Source organism: Cupriavidus sp. H18C2, assembly GCF_049393795.1.
Lineage (GTDB): Bacteria > Pseudomonadota > Gammaproteobacteria > Burkholderiales > Burkholderiaceae > Cupriavidus > Cupriavidus pauculus_C.
On sequence record NZ_CP186010.1, the window covers coordinates 2,919,201 to 2,936,508 of the forward strand.

At 67.5% G+C, this 17,308-nt stretch carries 13 protein-coding genes; 6 read left to right on the plus strand and 7 right to left on the minus strand.

All coding sequences use genetic code 11. The annotated features are described in order from the left end of the window. Nucleotides 1–60 precede the first annotated feature (60 nt). The 6 genes from nadC to purN all read right to left on the minus strand — a co-directional run bounded on the left by nadC (nt 61) and on the right by purN (nt 7,159). Nucleotides 61–924 carry a carboxylating nicotinate-nucleotide diphosphorylase gene (nadC, locus tag EPAKOI_RS13215; RefSeq protein ID WP_423192386.1) on the minus strand — a complete coding sequence of 288 codons (864 nt, stop codon included), beginning with the start codon at nt 922–924 and terminating at the stop codon, nt 61–63. Next, nucleotides 921–2,075, minus strand: a complete 1,155-nt coding sequence (nadA, locus tag EPAKOI_RS13220; RefSeq protein WP_124683370.1) for a quinolinate synthase NadA — start codon at nt 2,073–2,075, stop codon at nt 921–923. The genes nadC and nadA overlap by 4 nt, the downstream gene beginning before the upstream one ends. A 141-nt stretch (nt 2,076–2,216) precedes the next feature. Then, nucleotides 2,217–3,407 carry a DesA family fatty acid desaturase gene (locus EPAKOI_RS13225; RefSeq protein ID WP_124683369.1) on the minus strand — a complete coding sequence of 397 codons (1,191 nt, stop codon included), beginning with the start codon at nt 3,405–3,407 and terminating at the stop codon, nt 2,217–2,219. A 308-nt stretch (nt 3,408–3,715) separates the two neighbouring features. Then, a complete protein-coding gene (locus tag EPAKOI_RS13230; protein ID WP_423192387.1) occupies nt 3,716–5,071 on the minus strand; it encodes a mechanosensitive ion channel family protein in 1,356 nt (451 codons plus the stop codon). 37 nt (nt 5,072–5,108) lie between these two features. After that, nucleotides 5,109–6,503, minus strand: a complete 1,395-nt coding sequence (locus EPAKOI_RS13235) for an RsmB/NOP family class I SAM-dependent RNA methyltransferase (protein ID WP_124683367.1) — start codon at nt 6,501–6,503, stop codon at nt 5,109–5,111. Next, nucleotides 6,500–7,159 carry a phosphoribosylglycinamide formyltransferase gene (gene purN, locus EPAKOI_RS13240; RefSeq protein WP_124685040.1) on the minus strand — a complete coding sequence of 220 codons (660 nt, stop codon included), beginning with the start codon at nt 7,157–7,159 and terminating at the stop codon, nt 6,500–6,502. The genes EPAKOI_RS13235 and purN overlap by 4 nt, the downstream gene beginning before the upstream one ends. A gap of 237 nt (nt 7,160–7,396) precedes the next feature. Here purN and EPAKOI_RS13245 point away from each other — a divergent pair, with 237 nt between their 5' ends. Next, complete coding sequence (locus EPAKOI_RS13245; RefSeq protein ID WP_029051234.1) at nt 7,397–8,056, plus strand: response regulator; 660 nt, start codon at nt 7,397–7,399, stop codon at nt 8,054–8,056. A gap of 84 nt (nt 8,057–8,140) precedes the next feature. Here EPAKOI_RS13245 and EPAKOI_RS13250 read toward each other — a convergent pair whose 3' ends face one another. Beyond that, nucleotides 8,141–9,931 (minus strand): hybrid sensor histidine kinase/response regulator, encoded by a 1,791-nt coding sequence (locus EPAKOI_RS13250; protein WP_423192388.1) that lies wholly within the window; start codon nt 9,929–9,931, stop codon nt 8,141–8,143. A 285-nt stretch (nt 9,932–10,216) separates the two neighbouring features. Between EPAKOI_RS13250 and EPAKOI_RS13255 the strand changes: the two genes are divergently transcribed. The 5 genes from EPAKOI_RS13255 to EPAKOI_RS13275 all read left to right on the plus strand — a co-directional run bounded on the left by EPAKOI_RS13255 (nt 10,217) and on the right by EPAKOI_RS13275 (nt 17,243). Beyond that, the gene (locus EPAKOI_RS13255) at nt 10,217–11,203 is read left to right on the plus strand and encodes a bifunctional riboflavin kinase/FAD synthetase (RefSeq protein ID WP_423192389.1); all 987 of its coding nucleotides are present in this window, start codon (nt 10,217–10,219) and stop codon (nt 11,201–11,203) included. A 121-nt stretch (nt 11,204–11,324) separates the two neighbouring features. After that, entirely contained in the window at nt 11,325–14,204 is a 2,880-nt protein-coding gene (gene ileS, locus EPAKOI_RS13260) for an isoleucine--tRNA ligase (protein WP_423192390.1), read from the plus strand. Continuing rightward, a complete protein-coding gene (gene lspA / locus EPAKOI_RS13265) occupies nt 14,204–14,740 on the plus strand; it encodes a signal peptidase II (protein WP_124683363.1) in 537 nt (178 codons plus the stop codon). Before ileS ends, lspA begins: the two co-directional genes overlap by 1 nt. A 268-nt stretch (nt 14,741–15,008) precedes the next feature. Next, the gene (gene coaBC, locus EPAKOI_RS13270; RefSeq protein ID WP_124683362.1) at nt 15,009–16,208 is read left to right on the plus strand and encodes a bifunctional phosphopantothenoylcysteine decarboxylase/phosphopantothenate--cysteine ligase CoaBC; all 1,200 of its coding nucleotides are present in this window, start codon (nt 15,009–15,011) and stop codon (nt 16,206–16,208) included. A 15-nt stretch (nt 16,209–16,223) separates the two neighbouring features. After that, on the plus strand, nt 16,224–17,243 hold the full coding sequence (locus tag EPAKOI_RS13275) for an LLM class flavin-dependent oxidoreductase (RefSeq protein ID WP_423192391.1): 1,020 nt from the start codon (nt 16,224–16,226) through the stop codon (nt 17,241–17,243). Nucleotides 17,244–17,308: the final 65 nt, after the last annotated feature.

Genomic DNA, 17,308 nt, shown 5'->3' on the forward strand with positions numbered 1-17,308 from the left:
TCTTCCCCAACCCCTCTCCCCCAACCCATCTCCCAGCGGGAGAGGGGAGCAAAACCATCCCTACCCCACCACCCGCAGCGAGTAATCGGTCGCGCGCACGTCCTTCGTCAGCGCGCCCACCGAGATGCGGTCGACGCCGGTTTCGGCGAACTGGCGGATGGTCTCGTAGTTGACGCCGCCCGACACCTCCAGCAGCGCCCGGCCCTGGTTGATCGCCACGGCCTCGCGCATCATGTCGAGCGTGAAGTTGTCGATCAGGACGGACTTCGCACCGGCCGTCAGCGCTTCTTCCAGCTCGGCGATCGACTCGACCTCGACCTGGATCGACGCCCGCGTGCCCAGCGCCAGCGCCGCCTGCACGGCGGCCGTGATGCTGCCCGCGGCGGCGATGTGGTTTTCCTTGATCAGGATGCCGTCGTAGAGGGCCAGCCGCTGGTTCTCGCCGCCGCCTACCTTGACCGCGTACTTCTGCGCGAGCCGCAGGCCCGGCAGCGTCTTGCGGGTGTCCAGCACGCGCGCCCGCGTGTCGGCGATCAGGTCCGCATAGCGGCGGGTGGCCGTGGCCACGCCCGACAGCAGTTGCAGGAAATTCAGCGACGGCCGCTCGGCGGTCAGCAGCGCGCGCGCGGGGCCGGTGATCTCGCATACCAGGTCGTCGGGCGCCATCCGCGCGCCTTCTTCCCGATGCCACGTCACGCGCAGCCGCTCGTCCACGGCCTTCATGCACGCTTCGAACCACGGACGGCCGCACAGCACGGCCGCCTCGCGCACGATCACGCGCGCCTGCACCGGCTTGTCGGCCGGCACCAGCAGGCCGGTCAGGTCGCCCGTGCCCACGTCCTCGGCAATCGCGGCGCGCACATTGGCTTCCAGCGCGGCGGCCAGTGCCGGGCCGTAGCTGTCGAACAACGGATTCACGCTCATGCCGGGCCGACTCCCTGGAACAGCGCGCCCTCGCGGGCGAGGTCGGCGGCGGGCCGCACGTTGGCCTTCTGCGCGGCGGCAAAGTCGAGCATGCGGTCGATGCAGGTCACGGCGCGGCGGCCGATGGCCGGATCCACGTGGATCTCGTTGCGGCCTGTCTCCAGCACCTCGGCCAGGTTGGTCAGCGCGTTCATCGCCATCCACGGGCAATGCGCGCAACTCTTGCACGTGGCGCTGTTGCCGGCCGTGGGGGCCTCGATGAACAGCTTGCCCGGCGCGGCCATGCGCATCTTGTGCAGGATGCCGTTGTCGGTCGCGACGATGAACTCCCTGGCGTCGAGCTGCTGGGCGGCCGCGATCAGCTGGCTGGTCGAGCCGACCACGTCGGCCTGGGCCACCACGTTCGCCGGCGACTCGGGATGCACCAGAATCCTGGCGTTCGGGTGCTCGCGGCGCAGCAGGTCCAGCTCGACACCCTTGAACTCGTCGTGGACCAGGCACGAGCCCTGCCACAGCAGCATGTCGGCGCCGGTCTGCTTCTGGATGTAGCTGCCCAGGTGCTTGTCCGGGGCCCACAGGATCTTCTCGCCGCGCGCGTGCAGGTGCTCGACGATCTTCAGCCCGATGCTTGACGTCACCATCCAGTCCGCGCGCGCCTTCACGGCGGCGCTGGTGTTGGCGTAGACCACGACCGTGCGGTCCGGATGCGCGTCGCAGAACGCGGCGAATTCGTCGGCCGGACAGCCCAGGTCGAGCGAGCAGGTCGCATCGAGATCCGGCATCAGGATCGTCTTCTCGGGGCTCAGGATCTTGGCGGTCTCGCCCATGAAGCGCACGCCGGCCACCACCAGCGTCTGCGCGGCGTGGTCGCGGCCGAAGCGGGCCATCTCAAGGGAATCGGACACGCAGCCGCCGGTTTCCTCGGCCAGGTCCTGCAGGTCGGCGTCGACGTAATAGTGCGCCACCAGCACCGCGTTGCGCGCCTTGAGCAGGCGGCGGATGCGGTCCTTCAGGGCGCTGCGTTCGTCGGGGGTCAGCGCCGGCGGCACCTTGGCCCAGGCGTGGGCCACGCAACTGCCGCCAGCGGCGTTCTCGGCATCCGCGAGGTTCGGTTTCTCGAACTCGACGGTCTTGATCGTTTGTGGGGTCATGTAAGCAGTACTCCTCGTGGCGCCCGTGGGCCGTCGCGCTCGGCCGCGCGATCTATGCCGGAAACATGGGGGAGTGTAGCCAAAAGAAAAGCCCCGCCTGGGGCGGGGCTTTTAGCCATGACGGGCGCGTCGGCGATTGTATCAGGCGTACCGGCGCAGACGCAGCGAAAACTCCTGCAGCGCCTGGATGCCGCTGGCCTCGGCGCGGTGGCACCACGCCTGAAGCTGGGCCAGCAGTTGCTCGCGCGTCATGTTCGAGCGGCCCCAGATCACGGCCAGCTCGCGGCGCATTTCCACGTAGGTGTGCAGCATCTTGTTCTGCTCGGTGATGCTGGCCAGTTGCTGGCGCTGCGGCGCGGCCAGCTTCACTTCCTCGCGGTGGAACCACTTGCGCGCGGGCTTGTAGCTCTTGTACTCGGGCGAGTTGCCTTCCTTGTGCTTGCGCAGCTCGGCACGGTACGCGCTCTTCAGCGCCTTGGCGTAGCGGGCCATCACGTCGTAGCGGTTGGCGATGATCGCCTCCAGCGTGTTGTGGTCCACCGGACGCGCTTCCACCAGGCGAGCCTTGGGCGGGGTCTTCTTGACCTTCGCCAGGCCCACCGACTGCATCGCGCGGATGTACCACCAGCCCACGTCGATCTCGTACCACTTGATCGAAAACTTGGCCGACGTCGGGTACGTGTGGTGGTTGTTGTGCAGTTCCTCGCCGCCGATGATGAAGCCCCACGGCGACACGTTGGTCGAAGCATCCTCGCAATCGTAGTTGCGGTAGCCCCACCAGTGGCCCAGGCCGTTGATGATGCCGGCCGCGTGGATCGGAATCCACAGCATCTGCACGGCCCACACGGTCATGCCGATCACGCCGAACAGCGCCAGGTCGATGATCAGCATCAGGCCCACGCCCTGCCAGCCAAAGCGCGAATACACGTTGCGCTCGATCCAGTCGTCAGGCGTGCCGTGGCCGAACTTGGCAATCGTTTCCTTGTTCTTGGCCTCGGTGCGGTACAGCTCGGCGCCTTCCAGCAGCACCTTGCGGATGCCGCGCGTCTGCGGGCTGTGGGGGTCGTCGGCCGTCTCGCACTTGGCGTGGTGCTTGCGGTGGATGGCGGTCCATTCCTTGGTCACCATGCCCGTGGTCAGCCAGAGCCAGAAGCGGAAGAAGTGCTGGGCGATGGGATGCAGGTCCAGCGACCGGTGCGCCATGCAGCGGTGCAGGAAGATGGTGACGCCGGCGATGGTGATGTGCGTCACCACGAGCGTGAAGATCACGATCTCCCACCAGGACCAGTTGGCAAGGCCGTTGGCGGCCCAGTCAAGAATAATGTCGAACAAACTATGTTCTCCGTCGTAAAACGAGTGTTTGCAGCGCGGCACCACCGTGCGGCGCACCTGTCGCGCAGAAAAAGGACTGCAAATTCAGCGATTGCGATAGCTTTCTGGCGCGGGCGCTGCCCTGAGGGGGCGCCAGGCCGAGGCACGAACCGCTGCAATCTGGCGGTTGTCTGGTGTGGGGCAGCGGGGATTCGGTCAACCCGCGACAACCGGCAATTCTACCGGATCGCGGCGGGTGGGACATCCGCTTTTTCCCCGACTTTGATAGGGCCTGCCGCCATTCGTTCCGCAGATGGCGTTGGCGCCACTCAGTCCTGTGGCACCGCGGCCGCCGCCACGGGCTCGCCGGCGCCCGGCAAGACCCGCAGTTCCCGCTGCGGATAAGGAATGGACACGCCATTCGCCTGGAAGATCCGCCAGATTGCGCGATTCATCGCCGACTGCACGCCCAGCTTGCCGTTTTCGGGATCGGCGATGTAGACCGCCGCTTCGTACTCGATACCGCTGTCGGCAAAGGCCACCAGGAACGCCGCCGGGGCCGGTTTGGGCAGCACACGTGGCACATCGCGCACAGCGTCCTGCAGCAGCGCGATCACCGTCTCGGGGTCGCTCGCGTAGTCGGCCTGCACCCGCACCGCTACCCGCACGTTGGTGCCGGAGAATGAATGATTCTGCACGGATTGCGCCACCAGTTGCTCGTTCGGCACCAGCGTCTCGCCGTCGCCATTGCGCACCACGGTGTAGCGGGTGCGGATCTGCGACACGATGCCAGTGTACTTGTCCACCGTGATCTGGTCGCCCAGCTTGACCGAGCGGTCCAGCAGGATGATGAACCCCGAGATGTAGTTGCTGGCGATCTTCTGCAAACCCAGGCCCAGCCCGACGCCCAGCGCCCCGCCGAACACCGACAGCACGGTCAGGTCGATGCCGACCAGCGACAGGCTCAGCAGCAGCGACACCAGCAGCAGCAGCGCCTTGGCGATGCGCGTCAGCACCACCTTGAGGTTCGCGTCCAGCGTCCTGGCCCGCATCAGCCGCTCTTCGAGCCAGGAGCCGAACCACAGCGCCACCAGCACGGTCAGCAGGATCCAGATCACGCCCATCAGCGCGTCGGCGATGCTGATCGGGTGCTTGCCGCCCACCGGGAACCGCACCGATTCCATCCAGTGGATCACGTCCGGCAGCAGCCCCACCACGTACAGCGCCATGCCAAGCCAAACCAGCGTGGTCAGCACCTTCTCGACCAGCACCAGCATGCCGTGAAGCTGGCCGCTGGCCGACATCACGCGGCGCAGGATATAGAACGCGAAGTACAGCGCCGTGATGCCGAACAGCGGCACCAGCGCCAGCCTCAGCACGCTGACCGAGGCAAACGGCGCCAGCGCGTAGCGCGCCACCAGCACCAGCAGCCACGCGAATAGCGGGAACATGGCCCGCTCCAGGCTGACCGCGGCCAGCCGCAGCGCGAAGCTGGACGTCTCGTGCCGGGCTTCGAGCCGTTTGATGACGTGGCGCGCCAGCGGCCACGCCACCAGCAGGCATCCCAGCAGGATGCCGATCTGCCAGAAGAAGCCCTGCCCGCCCGCATCGTCGATGAGATCCTGGAGCATCTTGCCCATCACGGAATGCGAGCGCGTCAGCGCCACGATCGTATCGGCGTTCATCGGGCGGCTTTCGGCAGCGATCCAGCCATCATCGGAATCAGCGCGTGCGTTCCAGCACCGCCGCAAAGAAGCCGTCGGTCTGATGGATGTGCGGATACAGCGCCAACATGCCGCCTTCGGCCGGCAAGTCACGCACTTCGATCTTCTGCTCGGCCAGCACTTCGGCCACGGGCACCAAGCGGAAATTCTCGTGCTTGGCCAGGAAATCGCGGACGATTGCCTCGTTTTCGGCCTCCAGGACGCTACAGGTGGCGTACACGACACGTCCGCCACCCTTCACGAGCTTGGCCGCCGCTTCGAGGATGGCGCCCTGCTTGGCGGTCAGCTCGACCACCGATTCCGGCGTCTGGCGCCACTTGAGGTCCGGATTCCGGCGCAGGGTACCTAGGCCGCTGCACGGCGCATCGACCAGCACGCGGTCGATCTTGCCGGCGAGGCGCTTGACCTTGGCGTCCCGCTCCGAATCGATCAGCACCGGATGCACGTTGGACAAACCACTACGCGCCAGGCGCGGCTTGAGGTTGGCCAGGCGCTTCTCGGACACGTCGAATGCGTAGAGGCGTCCCGTCGACCGCATCGCCACGCCCAGTGCCAGCGTCTTGCCGCCCGCACCAGCGCAGAAATCCACCACCATCTCGCCACGGCGCGGGGCCAGCAGGTGGCACAGCAACTGGCTGCCTTCGTCCTGCACCTCGACACCGCCGTTGATGAACAGCGGCAACTGGTTCAGCGCCGGCTTGCCCTTGAGGCGGATGCCCGCGGGCGCCATCGGCGCCGGCTCGGCCACAATGCCGGCCGTCTGCAACTCCGCCAGCGCCTCTTCGCGCGACAGCTTGGCGGTATTCACGCGCAGGTCCAGCGGCGCGGGCCGCAGCCATGCATCGCCCATCGCCGTCGTGAACGCCTCGCCATGACGTGCGACAAGGTCGTCATAGAGCCATTCCGGCAAATTGGCCCGCACGCGCGGTGCCAGGCTGGAGCGCTCGATCGTAGTCAGGCGGTCCAGCCATTCCGCTTCGTCGGGATACAGGAACGGCGTCAGCGTGTCGCGGCCCAACGTGGCGGCCAGGCCCAGCAGGCCCAGGCGACGCGTGGCGGCGCCGGTGCCGCTTTCGGCAAATTGACCGAATTCGACGCGTCGACGCAACACTGCGAAAACTGCTTCAGCGATGATTCCTCGGTCACGATGGCCAAGTTTGCTATTTTCGCGGAAGTAGTGGCTCACCACCGCATCGGCCGGGCGCGCGAACAGCAGCACCTTGCCGAGCACGCGGTCGATGTGCTGCAGATGGAATGCCTGGAGGCTGCCGGGCGTGCGCGGCGCGTGACCGGCCTGCGCGCCCTGCGGCTTGCGAATCGGACTGGCCTTGCCCTTGCTGCTGCGCGGGCGTTGGCGATTGTCCCGGGTGGTCTGGGTATCTTGACGAGTCATGGCTGTTTTCCTGCCTCGGTGGGCGAGATGGCCATGAACCATTGGGGCTCGGCCGGTTGAACTTGAACGACACCGTCCTGCACATGCAGGCGGTCTTCGACGAACCAGCGCACGGCGCGCGGGTAAATGACATGTTCGCTATCGAGCAAACGATCGGCCAGCGACTCGGGCGTGTCGCCTGGGAGAACATCGAGCGCGGCCTGCATCACGATCGGGCCGTGGTCCAGCTGCGGCGTGACGAAATGCACGGTCGCGCCATGCAGCTTCACGCCGGCCTCCAGCGCCTGGCGATGCGTGTGCATGCCGGGAAAGCTCGGCAGCAGCGACGGATGGATATTCAGCATCCGGCCCGCGTAGTGCTCGACAAAGCCGTCGGTCAGGATGCGCATGAAGCCGGCCAGCACGACCAGGTCGGGCTGGAACGCGTCGATGGCATCGCGCATCGCCGCATCGAACTGCTCACGATCGGGAAACTGCTTGTGGTCCACCACACCTGTGGCAATGCCGTGGCTGGCGGCAAACTGCAGGCCCGTGGCATCGGGCCGGTTCGACAGCACCGCGGCCACGCGCGCCGGCCAATGCTCGGCTGCGCAGGCCCGGACGATCGCTTCCATATTGGAGCCACGCCCGGAAATCAATATGACAATATTTTTCATCGCCGCGATTCTACCAAGCTGTTGTCCAAACGCTTGCAATCCGTGCTCAATAGGTACTTAATTACCGCGAAACGCGCCTCCCACAACGCTTTGCGTCCGTGTTGCAAGAAAAAACACCCCAGTGTGACGGATTGTGACGCGCACCCCGCTCTGATAGAGTGGGCCCTACGTCCACGCGCCGGATTCCGCGAATACGGTGACAACAAGGACGAAACGGGAAATTAGACGGGAATACGCATGTCGAACGCTGCACCGACTTTGTTGGTGGTCGATGATCATCCTATGGCTCTTTCCGGCACCACCGCCTTCCTGGCGGAGGTGATGCCCGACGTCGCCGTCCATGCCGCCGGTAGTGCCAAGGAAGCTCTCCACTCGCTGAACCAGGGACTCCGTCCCGATATCGTGCTGCTCGATATCTGGCTGAACGATGGCACCGGCTTCGATGCCATGCAGGCGTTCAAGACCGTGATCCCGGGCGCGCGCTTCATCTTCATGTCCGCCGAGGCCACGCCCGAGATCGTCGGGCGCGCACGGGCGCTGTCCGCGTGCGGCTTTGTCGGCAAGCATCTCGATGCCAACGCCTTCACCGCGGCCGTGCGCAAGGTGCTGGCCGGCGATACTAGCTTTCCGTCGGACGAGGCATTGTCCGGCCGCTCGCAATCGTTCGGTCCCGCGCACGGCATTCCGGTCACCCCGGCCGAGCTGGGCCTGACGCCGCGCCAGGGCTCGGTGCTGGCGCTGGTGCTCGAAGGGCTGCCGAACAAGGTCATCGCGCGCAAGCTGGGCCTGACCGAGAACACGGTCAAGGAACACGTCTCCGCCATCCTGCAGCGCCTGGGCGTGCGCACGCGCATGCAGGTGATGTCGCGGATGGAACGCTTCCGCCTGCGCCAGTAAGCGCCACCGCAACATCGCGGGATCGCCATGCAAAACGCCGCCCACTCCGGGCGGCGTTGTTGTTTGCGGCGATGACTGACGGTCTCAGCCGGCCTGCAGCCAGCGGCGCAGCAGCATGCGCAGGTTGGCCGGGTCCACCGGCTTGGGCAGCACAAAGTAGCCGGCGTCCTCGGCCGCCAGCAGTGCCGCCGATTTCAGGTCGCCGGTCAGCAGCGCGCTGCGCGCCTGCGGCTGCGTGGTCTGCCAGCGTTCCAGCAGGTCCAGCCCGTTCTCGTTGCCGGGCAGGCGCAGGTCGCAGAAGATGATGTCCGGCTTGAGCCCCTTGGCAAACAGCGCATCGGCCTCCTGCCCGTGGGCGGCGCAGGCCACGCGGATGCCCCACGCCTCCATCAGCGCGATCCACGCCTTGCGGATCTGGCTGTCGTCGTCCACCACTAGCACCGTGCCTCGCAGGCGGTCCTGCCGCGCTTCCTCGGCCTGCGCGTTGGCACGCATGGCGCGGACGTTATCGACGGTCTCGGCCGGCACCGGCGCCAGCGCGAACCAGAACACCGACCCCTTGCCCGGCACCGACCGCACGCCGTAGGTGCCGCGCATCAGCCGCACGCATTCCTTGAAGATGGCCAGGCCCAGCCCCAGCCCCTGCGACGGGTCGCGCTGCGGGTTGTGGACCTGGTAGTACGGCGAGAAGATCTCGGGCAGGTGCTCGGGCGTGATGCCGGCGCCGGTATCCCACACCTCCACGCGCACGTGCTTGCGGCGCTGGCGCGCGGTGACCAGGATGCCGCCCCGCCTGGTGTAGCGCAGCGCGTTCTGCACGAGGTTGAACAGCGCGCGGCGCAGCAGCACGGGCTCGGCCATCGCATAGAGTTCATCGGGCACGCGTGGCGTCAGCGTCAGGCCGCTTTCGCGCGCGTCGGCCGCGAACTGGCTCATCACGTCGTGGATCAGCACGTGCAGTTCGCACGGTTCCAGCGTGGGCAGGACCTTGCGGCCTTCGAGCTTGGACAGGTCCAGCAGCGACCGGAACAACAGGTCGATGGTCTGCGTGCCGGCGGCCACCTGCTCCACCAGCGGATGCAGCGCGCTCGACTGGTTGCGCGCGCGCAACGCTTCCACCAGCATCACCAGCGCATGCACGGGCTGGCGCAGGTCGTGGCTGGCCGCCGCCAGGAAGCGCGACTTTTCCTCGCTGGCGTGCAGCGCGCGCTCCTTTTCCTCCTGGAACTGCTTGGCCAGCCGGCGGCTTTCCGATTCGAGCTGGATGGCGCGCACCAGCGTGTGCTGCAGGTTCAGCGAGTGGCGCGCCAGCATCAGCGCGTAAACGACCAGCAGGATCTGCACAAAGCCGCCATGGCCGGGGAAGGCAAAGTCGGCCAGCAGGATGTTGGGCACCAGGATCGGCACGCCGGCAAAGACGAGGTTCGACGGGATCGGCGACTGGGACGTGGCGCCGCCGGCCAGCACGCCAAGCGTCAGCAGGTACAGCACGCTGGAGAACACTACCGACTCTGTATATAGGTGCAGCACGGCCGAACTGCCCCAGGTCAGCCCGGTCAGGAACGCGATGGCGCGCATGTTGTTCCACCATTTCCGCGTGTGCGCCGAACGGCTCATCTTGCCGCTGTCGCGCTGGTAGCCGAAGTAGAACCAGCTACCCCCGGCGGTGAGCAGCAGCATGATGGCGCACCAGATCAGCAGCGCGGCGTGGTTGGCTTCGCGCCAGAACGCCCAGGCGGTCAGCGTGGGCAGCAGCACGGCAGATGCAATGGCGGTGGGCGATACGCGGTGGACGGTGGCCAGCAGTTTGGCCCGCGTCTCGGTATCCAGTTGCGGCCCCGGGGGCGGCAGGATCTTGTTTAGCAGCGCGTTCAAGTGTGGCCTGGCATGTAAGGCGACGACATTCCGCTGCAACCCGACCCGGACGGCGGCGACTGTTGCAGGAATCGCGCGGTTCTTGTTCTGAATCGCGCATATCATGCCGCCTTTTGCGGCGCTGCGCCATCGCGGGGTGGCGCATGGCGTCACAATTTCGCCATTTGTGGGCAGCTTGGCGACACTGGCACCGGGCCCGGGCCGGCAAAACGGGACAAGCGGCGGCAGGCCGGGCCATTCGCCTTATAATGCTCGCTTTCCCTGAAACGCTCGTCCGCCGTCCTCGTGAAAGTCTTCCGCGGCCTGCCCAACGCCGAAAGCCGGGCGCCCTGCGCGCTCACCATCGGCAATTTCGACGGTGTGCATCGCGGCCACCAGTCGTTGCTCGCGCGCGCCCGCGCCGCCGCCGACGCCCGCGGCCTGCCGCTGTGCGTCATGACGTTCGAGCCGCATCCGCGCGAGTTCTTCGCGCCCGAACACGCCCCCACCCGCATTGCCCTGCTGCGCGACAAGCTCGACGCACTGCGCCGCAATGGCGTGGACCGCGTGGTGGTCGAGCATTTCAACGCCCATTTTGCCGCCCAGTCGCCGCAGGCGTTCGTCGAGAACGTGCTCTGGAACGGCCTGCACGCCCGCTGGGTGCTGGTGGGCGACGATTTCCGCTTCGGCGCCCGCCGCGCCGGCGACTTTGCCTACCTGCAGCAGGCCGGCCGCCAGTTCGGCTTCGACGTCGAGCAGATGGGCTCGGTGTCCGAAGGCGGCATCCGGATCTCCAGCTCGGCCGTGCGCCAGGCGCTGGCCGACGGCGACCTGGAGCATGCCCGCCGTCTGCTGGGCCACGGCTACGCGATCAGCGGCCACGTGATCCACGGCCGCAAGCTGGGCCGCAACCTCGGCTTCCCCACGCTGAACCTGCGGATCACGCACAAGCGCCCGGCCGTGAACGGCATCTTCGTGGTGCAGGTGCACGGCATCGCCGACCAGCCGCTGCCCGGCGTGGCCAGCATCGGCGTGCGGCCGACAGTGGAAGACGCGGGCCGCGTGCTGCTGGAAGTGCACCTGTTCGACATGAGCCAGAACCTGTACGGCAAGCTGGTGCGCGTGGAATTCATGAAGAAGCTGCGCGACGAGGCGCGCTTCCACTCGCTGGAGGCGCTGACCGCCGCCATCGCCAAGGATGCCGACGACGCCCGCGCGTTCTTTGGCCTGGCGGCGCCCGACGGCAGCGGCCGCCGCGACTTCGCCACCTCCGCGACCGACCGAATTAGCTAGCGGCCGGCAGCGCGCCGCCACCGCAGCGCGCCGCCGGGACCCGCCCCGCCTTGCCCAGAATGATCCGCGCGCGGCGGCCAACGCCAGCCGCGCGCCCGACGAATTGCCCCGAGAATCGACCATGTCCGACGACAAACGCGCCAAGCCCGAAAAAAGCAAGTATCCGGTGAACCTGCTGGATACCCCGTTCCCGATGCGCGGCGACCTGCCCAAGCGCGAGCCGCAGTGGGTCAAGCAGTGGCAGGACAAGCAGATCTACAAGAAGATCCGCGCGGCCCGCAAGGGCGCGAAGAAGTTTGTGCTGCATGACGGCCCCCCGTACGCCAACGGCGACATCCACATCGGCCACGCCGTGAACAAGGTCCTCAAGGACATGATCATCAAGGCGCGCGGCCTGACCGGGCTGGACGCCGTCTACGTGCCGGGCTGGGACTGCCATGGCATGCCGATCGAGATCCAGATCGAAAAGCAGTTCGGCAAGGGCCTGCCCGTGCAGGAAGTGCAGTCCAAGGCACGCGCCTACGCCACCGAGCAGATCGCCCGCCAGAAGAAGGACTTCGAGCGCCTGGGCGTGCTGGGCGACTGGGACAACCCGTACCTGACCATGAACTTCAGCAACGAGGCCGACGAGCTGCGCGCGCTGGGCAAGATCATGGAGAAAGGCTACGTGTTCCGCGGCCTGAAGCCGGTGAACTGGTGCTTCGACTGCGGCTCGGCGCTGGCCGAGGCCGAGGTGGAATACAAGGACAAGGTCGACCTGTCGATCGACGTCGGCTTCCCGTTCGCGGAGACCGACAAGATCGCCCACGCCTTCCACGTGCCGCTGGCCCAGCTCGAAGGCAAGCCGGGCTGGATCGTGATCTGGACCACCACGCCGTGGACGATCCCGTCGAACCAGGCGCTGAACATGCATCCGGAAGTCGAATACGCGCTGGTGGACACGCCGCGCGGCTTCCTGATCCTGGCCAAGGACCGCGTCGAGGAGCAACTGAAGACCTACGCGCTGGAAGGCACCGTGGTGGCCACCGCCCGTGGCGACGCGCTGACCGAGGTCCGCTTCCACCATCCGCTGGCAACGATGGACGCCGGCTACGCGCGCACGGCGCCGGTCTACCTGGGCGACTACGTCACGACCGACACCGGCACCGGCATCGTCCACTCGGCCCCGGCCTATGGCGTGGAGGATTTCCAGTCGTGCAAGGCGCACGGCATGCCGGATGCGGACATCATCAGCCCGGTGATGGGCGATGGCGTCTACGCCAGCACGCTGCCGCTGTTCGGCGGCCTGTCGATCTGGGACGCGAATCCGAAAATCGTGGAAGTTCTACGTGAGTCGGGCAACCTGTTCAACTCGCACAAGTACGAGCACAGCTACATGCACTGCTGGCGCCACAAGACGCCGATCATCTACCGCGCCACGTCGCAGTGGTTCGCGGGCATGGACGTGGATCCGGCCGACAACGGCCCGACGCTGCGCGCGACGGCCCTGGCCGGCATCGAGGCCACCGAGTTCTACCCGGCGTGGGGCAAGCAGCGGCTGCACAACATGATCGCCAACCGGCCGGACTGGACGCTGTCGCGCCAGCGCCAGTGGGGCGTGCCGATGGCGTTCTTCGTCCACAAGGAAACCGGCGCGCTGCACCCGAACACGCCCGCGCTGCTGGAAGAAGTGGCCCGGCGCGTGGAAAAGGGCGGCATCGAGGCGTGGCAGTCGCTCGATCCGAAGGAACTGCTGGGCGACGAGGCCGCGCTGTACGAGAAGAACCGCGACACGCTGGACGTCTGGTTCGACTCCGGCACCACGCACTGGACCGTGATCCGCGGCTCGCACCGCGACGAACTGTACGAGCCGTCGGCCGACACGCCCGATGGCCGCCTGGCCGACCTGTACCTGGAAGGCTCCGACCAGCATCGCGGCTGGTTCCACTCGTCGCTGCTGACCGCGTCGATGCTGTACGGCAAGCCGCCCTACAAGGCGCTGCTGACGCACGGCTTCACGGTCGACGGCGAGGGCCGCAAGATGTCGAAGTCCATCGGCAACACGGTGGCGCCGCAGGACATCTCGAACAAGATGGGCGCCGAGATCATCCGCCTGTGGGTGGCATCGACCGACTACTCGGGCGAGCTGTCGATCTCCGACGAGATCCTCAAGCGCGTGGTGGAAGGCTACCGCCGCATCCGCAACACGCTGCGCTTCCTGCTGGCCAACCTGACCGACTACGACCACGCCAAACACGCGCTGCCGGCGTCGGAATGGCTGGAGATCGACCGCTACGCCGTGGCCCTGACCGACCGCCTGCAGAAGGAAGTGCTGTCGCACTACCAGCAGTACGAGTTCCACCCGGTGGTGGCCAAGCTCCAGACGTTCTGCTCCGAAGACCTGGGCGGCTTCTACCTGGACGTGCTGAAGGACCGTCTGTACACCACGGCGGCCGACTCGCAGGCCCGCCGCGCCGCGCAGAACGCGCTGTACCACATCACCCAGTCGATGCTGCACTGGATGGCGCCGTTCCTGTCGTTCACGGCCGAGGAAGCCTGGCAGGTATTCCAGCACGGCACCGCGCACACCGACACGATCTTCACGAGCACCTACTACGACGTGCCGGCCGTGGACGACGCCGACGACCTGCTGCAGAAGTGGCACGAGATCCGCGCCGTGCGCGCCGAGGTCACGCGCCAGCTTGAAGCGGTACGCGTGGAAGGCGACATCGGTTCGTCGCTGCAGGCCGAGGTGACGATCGCCGCAGGCGGGCCGGTGCTGGCCGCGCTGCAGAGCCTGGACGACGACCTGCGCTTCGTGCTGCTGACGTCGGCCGCCAAGGTCACGGCGGCGCCCGAGGGCGGCGACCTGCTGGTGACGGTCACGCCCTCGCAGCACGCCAAGTGCGAGCGCTGCTGGCACTACCGCGCCGACGTGGGCCACAACCCCGCCCATCCCACCCTTTGCGGCCGCTGCGACAGCAACCTGTTCGGCGCCGGCGAGCACAGGAGCCACGCCTGATGGCCACGTCCTCTACCCGTTCCTCGCGCGCCGGTTCGTCGCGCGGCAAGAGCAAGTCCGGCGCCAACGTCACGCCGTGGCTGTGGATGGCCTTTGCGCTGCTGGTGGTGATGATCGACCAGTTCTTCAAGGTCCTGATCACGCGCTCGTTCCAGTACGCCGAGTCGCGGCCGGTCACCAATTTCTTCAATCTCGTGCTGGTCTACAACAAGGGCGCCGCGTTCAGCTTCCTGGCCGACGCCGGCGGCTGGCAGCGCTGGTTCTTCACGCTGCTGGGCGTGGCGGTGGGCGGCTTCATCGTCTGGCTGCTGTACCGCCACACGGGCCAGAAGCTGTTCTGCCTGGCCGTATCGCTGATCCTGGGCGGCGCGGTGGGCAACGTGGTAGACCGCGTGATCCACGGCCACGTGATCGACTTCCTGGACTTCCACTGGCGCAACACGCACTTCCCGGCCTTCAACGTGGCCGACTGCGCCATTACGCTGGGCGCCGTCCTGCTGATCGTGGATGAGCTGCGGCGGGTAAGGCGGCACTGAGCAGCGGATTCCTGCCGCCCCGCTCTCCAAAGCCGCCGCGCGCGGATTTCCACCGTCCTGCCCCGGTGAGGGCAAGCCTGCCGCAGGCTGGCCAGCCGGGTTAGTACCCCAGGCGCCTGCCCTCTCCCCTGGCCCCTTTCCCGCTTGCGGGAGAGGGGAACCGCCCCCGGCGCCTGCAGCCGTCCCGGCAACGCAAGCCCCCCCTCCAGCACATCCCCCCCGCCAGCGGTATCATGCGGAACCCCCGATTTTCTGAAGAGCGTTCCCCATGGATTTGCGCGGCAAGCACATCGTCCTCGGCCTGACTGGCGGCATCGCCTGCTACAAGTCGGCCGAGCTGGTCCGGCTGCTGACCAAGGCTGGCGCCACCGTGCAGGTGGCGATGACCGAGGCGGCAACGCACTTCATCACGCCGGTCACGATGCAGGCGCTGTCCGGGCGGCCGGTGTTCCTGTCGCAGTGGGATGCGCGCGTGGACAACAACATGGCGCACATCGACCTCTCGCGCGAGGCCGACGCCATCCTGATCGCGCCGGCGTCCACTGACTTCCTGGCCAAGGTGGCCAACGGCCTCTGCGACGACCTGCTGACCACGCTCTGCATCGCGCGCGAATGCCCGCTGCTGGTGGCCCCCGCGATGAACCGCCAGATGTGGGCCGCCGCGCCGACGCAGCGCAATGCCGCCCAGTTGCGCGCCGATGGCGTGACGATCCTGGGCCCCGGCACCGGCGACCAGGCGTGCGGCGAGATTGGCGACGGCCGCATGCTGGAGCCCGAGGAACTGGTCGACGACCTCGTCGCCTTCTTCCAGCCCAAGCCGCTGCAGGGCAAGCGCATGCTGATCACGGCCGGGCCGACGTTCGAAGCCATCGACCCCGTGCGCGGCATCACCAACCTGTCGTCGGGCAAGATGGGCTTTGCCATCGCCCGCGCCGCCCGCGAGGCCGGCGCCGAGGTGCTGCTGGTAGCCGGCCCCACCGCGCTGCCCACCCCGCGCGGCGTGGCGCGTACCGACATCCGCAGCGCCCAGCAGATGCACGATGCCGTGATGGCGCAGCTGCGCGGCGTGGACATCTTTGTGGCCGTGGCTGCCGTGGCCGACTGGCGGCCGGCCGAGATCGCCCAGCAGAAGCTCAAGAAGGCCAACGATACCGACACGCCGACGCTGCAGTTCGTGCAAAACCCGGACATCCTGGCGGCCGTGGCCGCGCGCGCCGATGCGCCCTACTGCGTGGGCTTTGCGGCCGAGAGCGAGAACCTGGAGCAGTACGGCGAGCAGAAGCGCCAGCGCAAGGGCGTGCCGCTGCTGGTGGGCAACATCGGCCACCATACGTTCGGCCTGGACGACAACGAGATCGTCCTGTTCGATGCCCAGGGCATGACGCGCCTGCCGCGCGCCGACAAGCTGTCGCTGGCCCGCGCGCTGGTGGCCGCCATCGGCCAGCGCCTGCCGCGCAAGTCCGTCTGACACCCCAGCCCTGCCATGAGCGATACCCGTCCCAAGCTGCGCCTGTCGGTGCTGGACCAGAGCCCGGTCATCCACGGCCATACCGCCCGCGACGCGCTGGCCGCCACGGTGGAACTGGCGCAACTGGCCGACGAACTCGGCTACACCCGCTACTGGTGCGCCGAGCACCACGGCCTGCACGGCGTCTGCAACCCGGCGCCCGAGGTCATGCTGGCCCGGCTGGGCAGCGTGACGCGGCGCATCCGCCTGGGCTCTGGCGGCGTGATGCTGCCCTACTACAGCCCGTTCAAGGTGGCCGAGCAGTTCCGCATGCTTGAAGGGCTGTTTCCGAACCGGATCGACCTGGGCGTGGGCCGCGCGCCCGGCGGCGACATGCGCACCGCGCAGGCCGTGGCGATGGGCCAGTACAACCGTGGCGACCAGTTTCCGCAGCAGGTGCAGGACCTGGCGTTTTTGCTGCGTGGCGAGGTACCGCCCGACCACCTGGCCGAGGGCGTGCTGCTGCAGCCGGCCATCGACACGCGGCCCGAACTCTGGGTGCTGGGGTCGAGCGAATTCGGCGGCGCGCTGGCCGCGCGGCTGGGCCTGCGCTTCGCGTTCGCGCATTTCATCAACGCCCATCACGGAGACCTGGTGGCGCGGCAGTATCGCGAGGACTTCGCGCCCGGCTACGATGACGCGCCCTACAGCGCGGCGGCCGTGTTCGTGATCTGCGCCGATACGGAGGCCGAGGCCGAGGCGCTGGCGCGGGCGGTGGACATCCGCCGGCTGCAGATGGCGTATGGCGTGAACGCGCCAATCCCGTCGCTGGCGCAGGCGGCCGATTTCACGCCCACCGAGCGCGACCGCCTGATCATCGAACGCGAGCGGCCGCGCACCCTCTGCGGCACGCCGGCGCAGGTTGCCGAGCGCATGCTGGCGCTGCAGGACCGCTTTGCCGCCGACGAGCTGGTGGTGCTGAGCGTGACGGCGTCGTACCAGGCGCGGCTGCGCACCTATCAGTTGCTGGCCGAGGCGTTCGACCTGCAGGGCTGAAGTACCGCCGGGAAGTGTCTGATCGGCCGGGGCGGCGCGGTATCATGCCGCCTTTCCCGATCCAC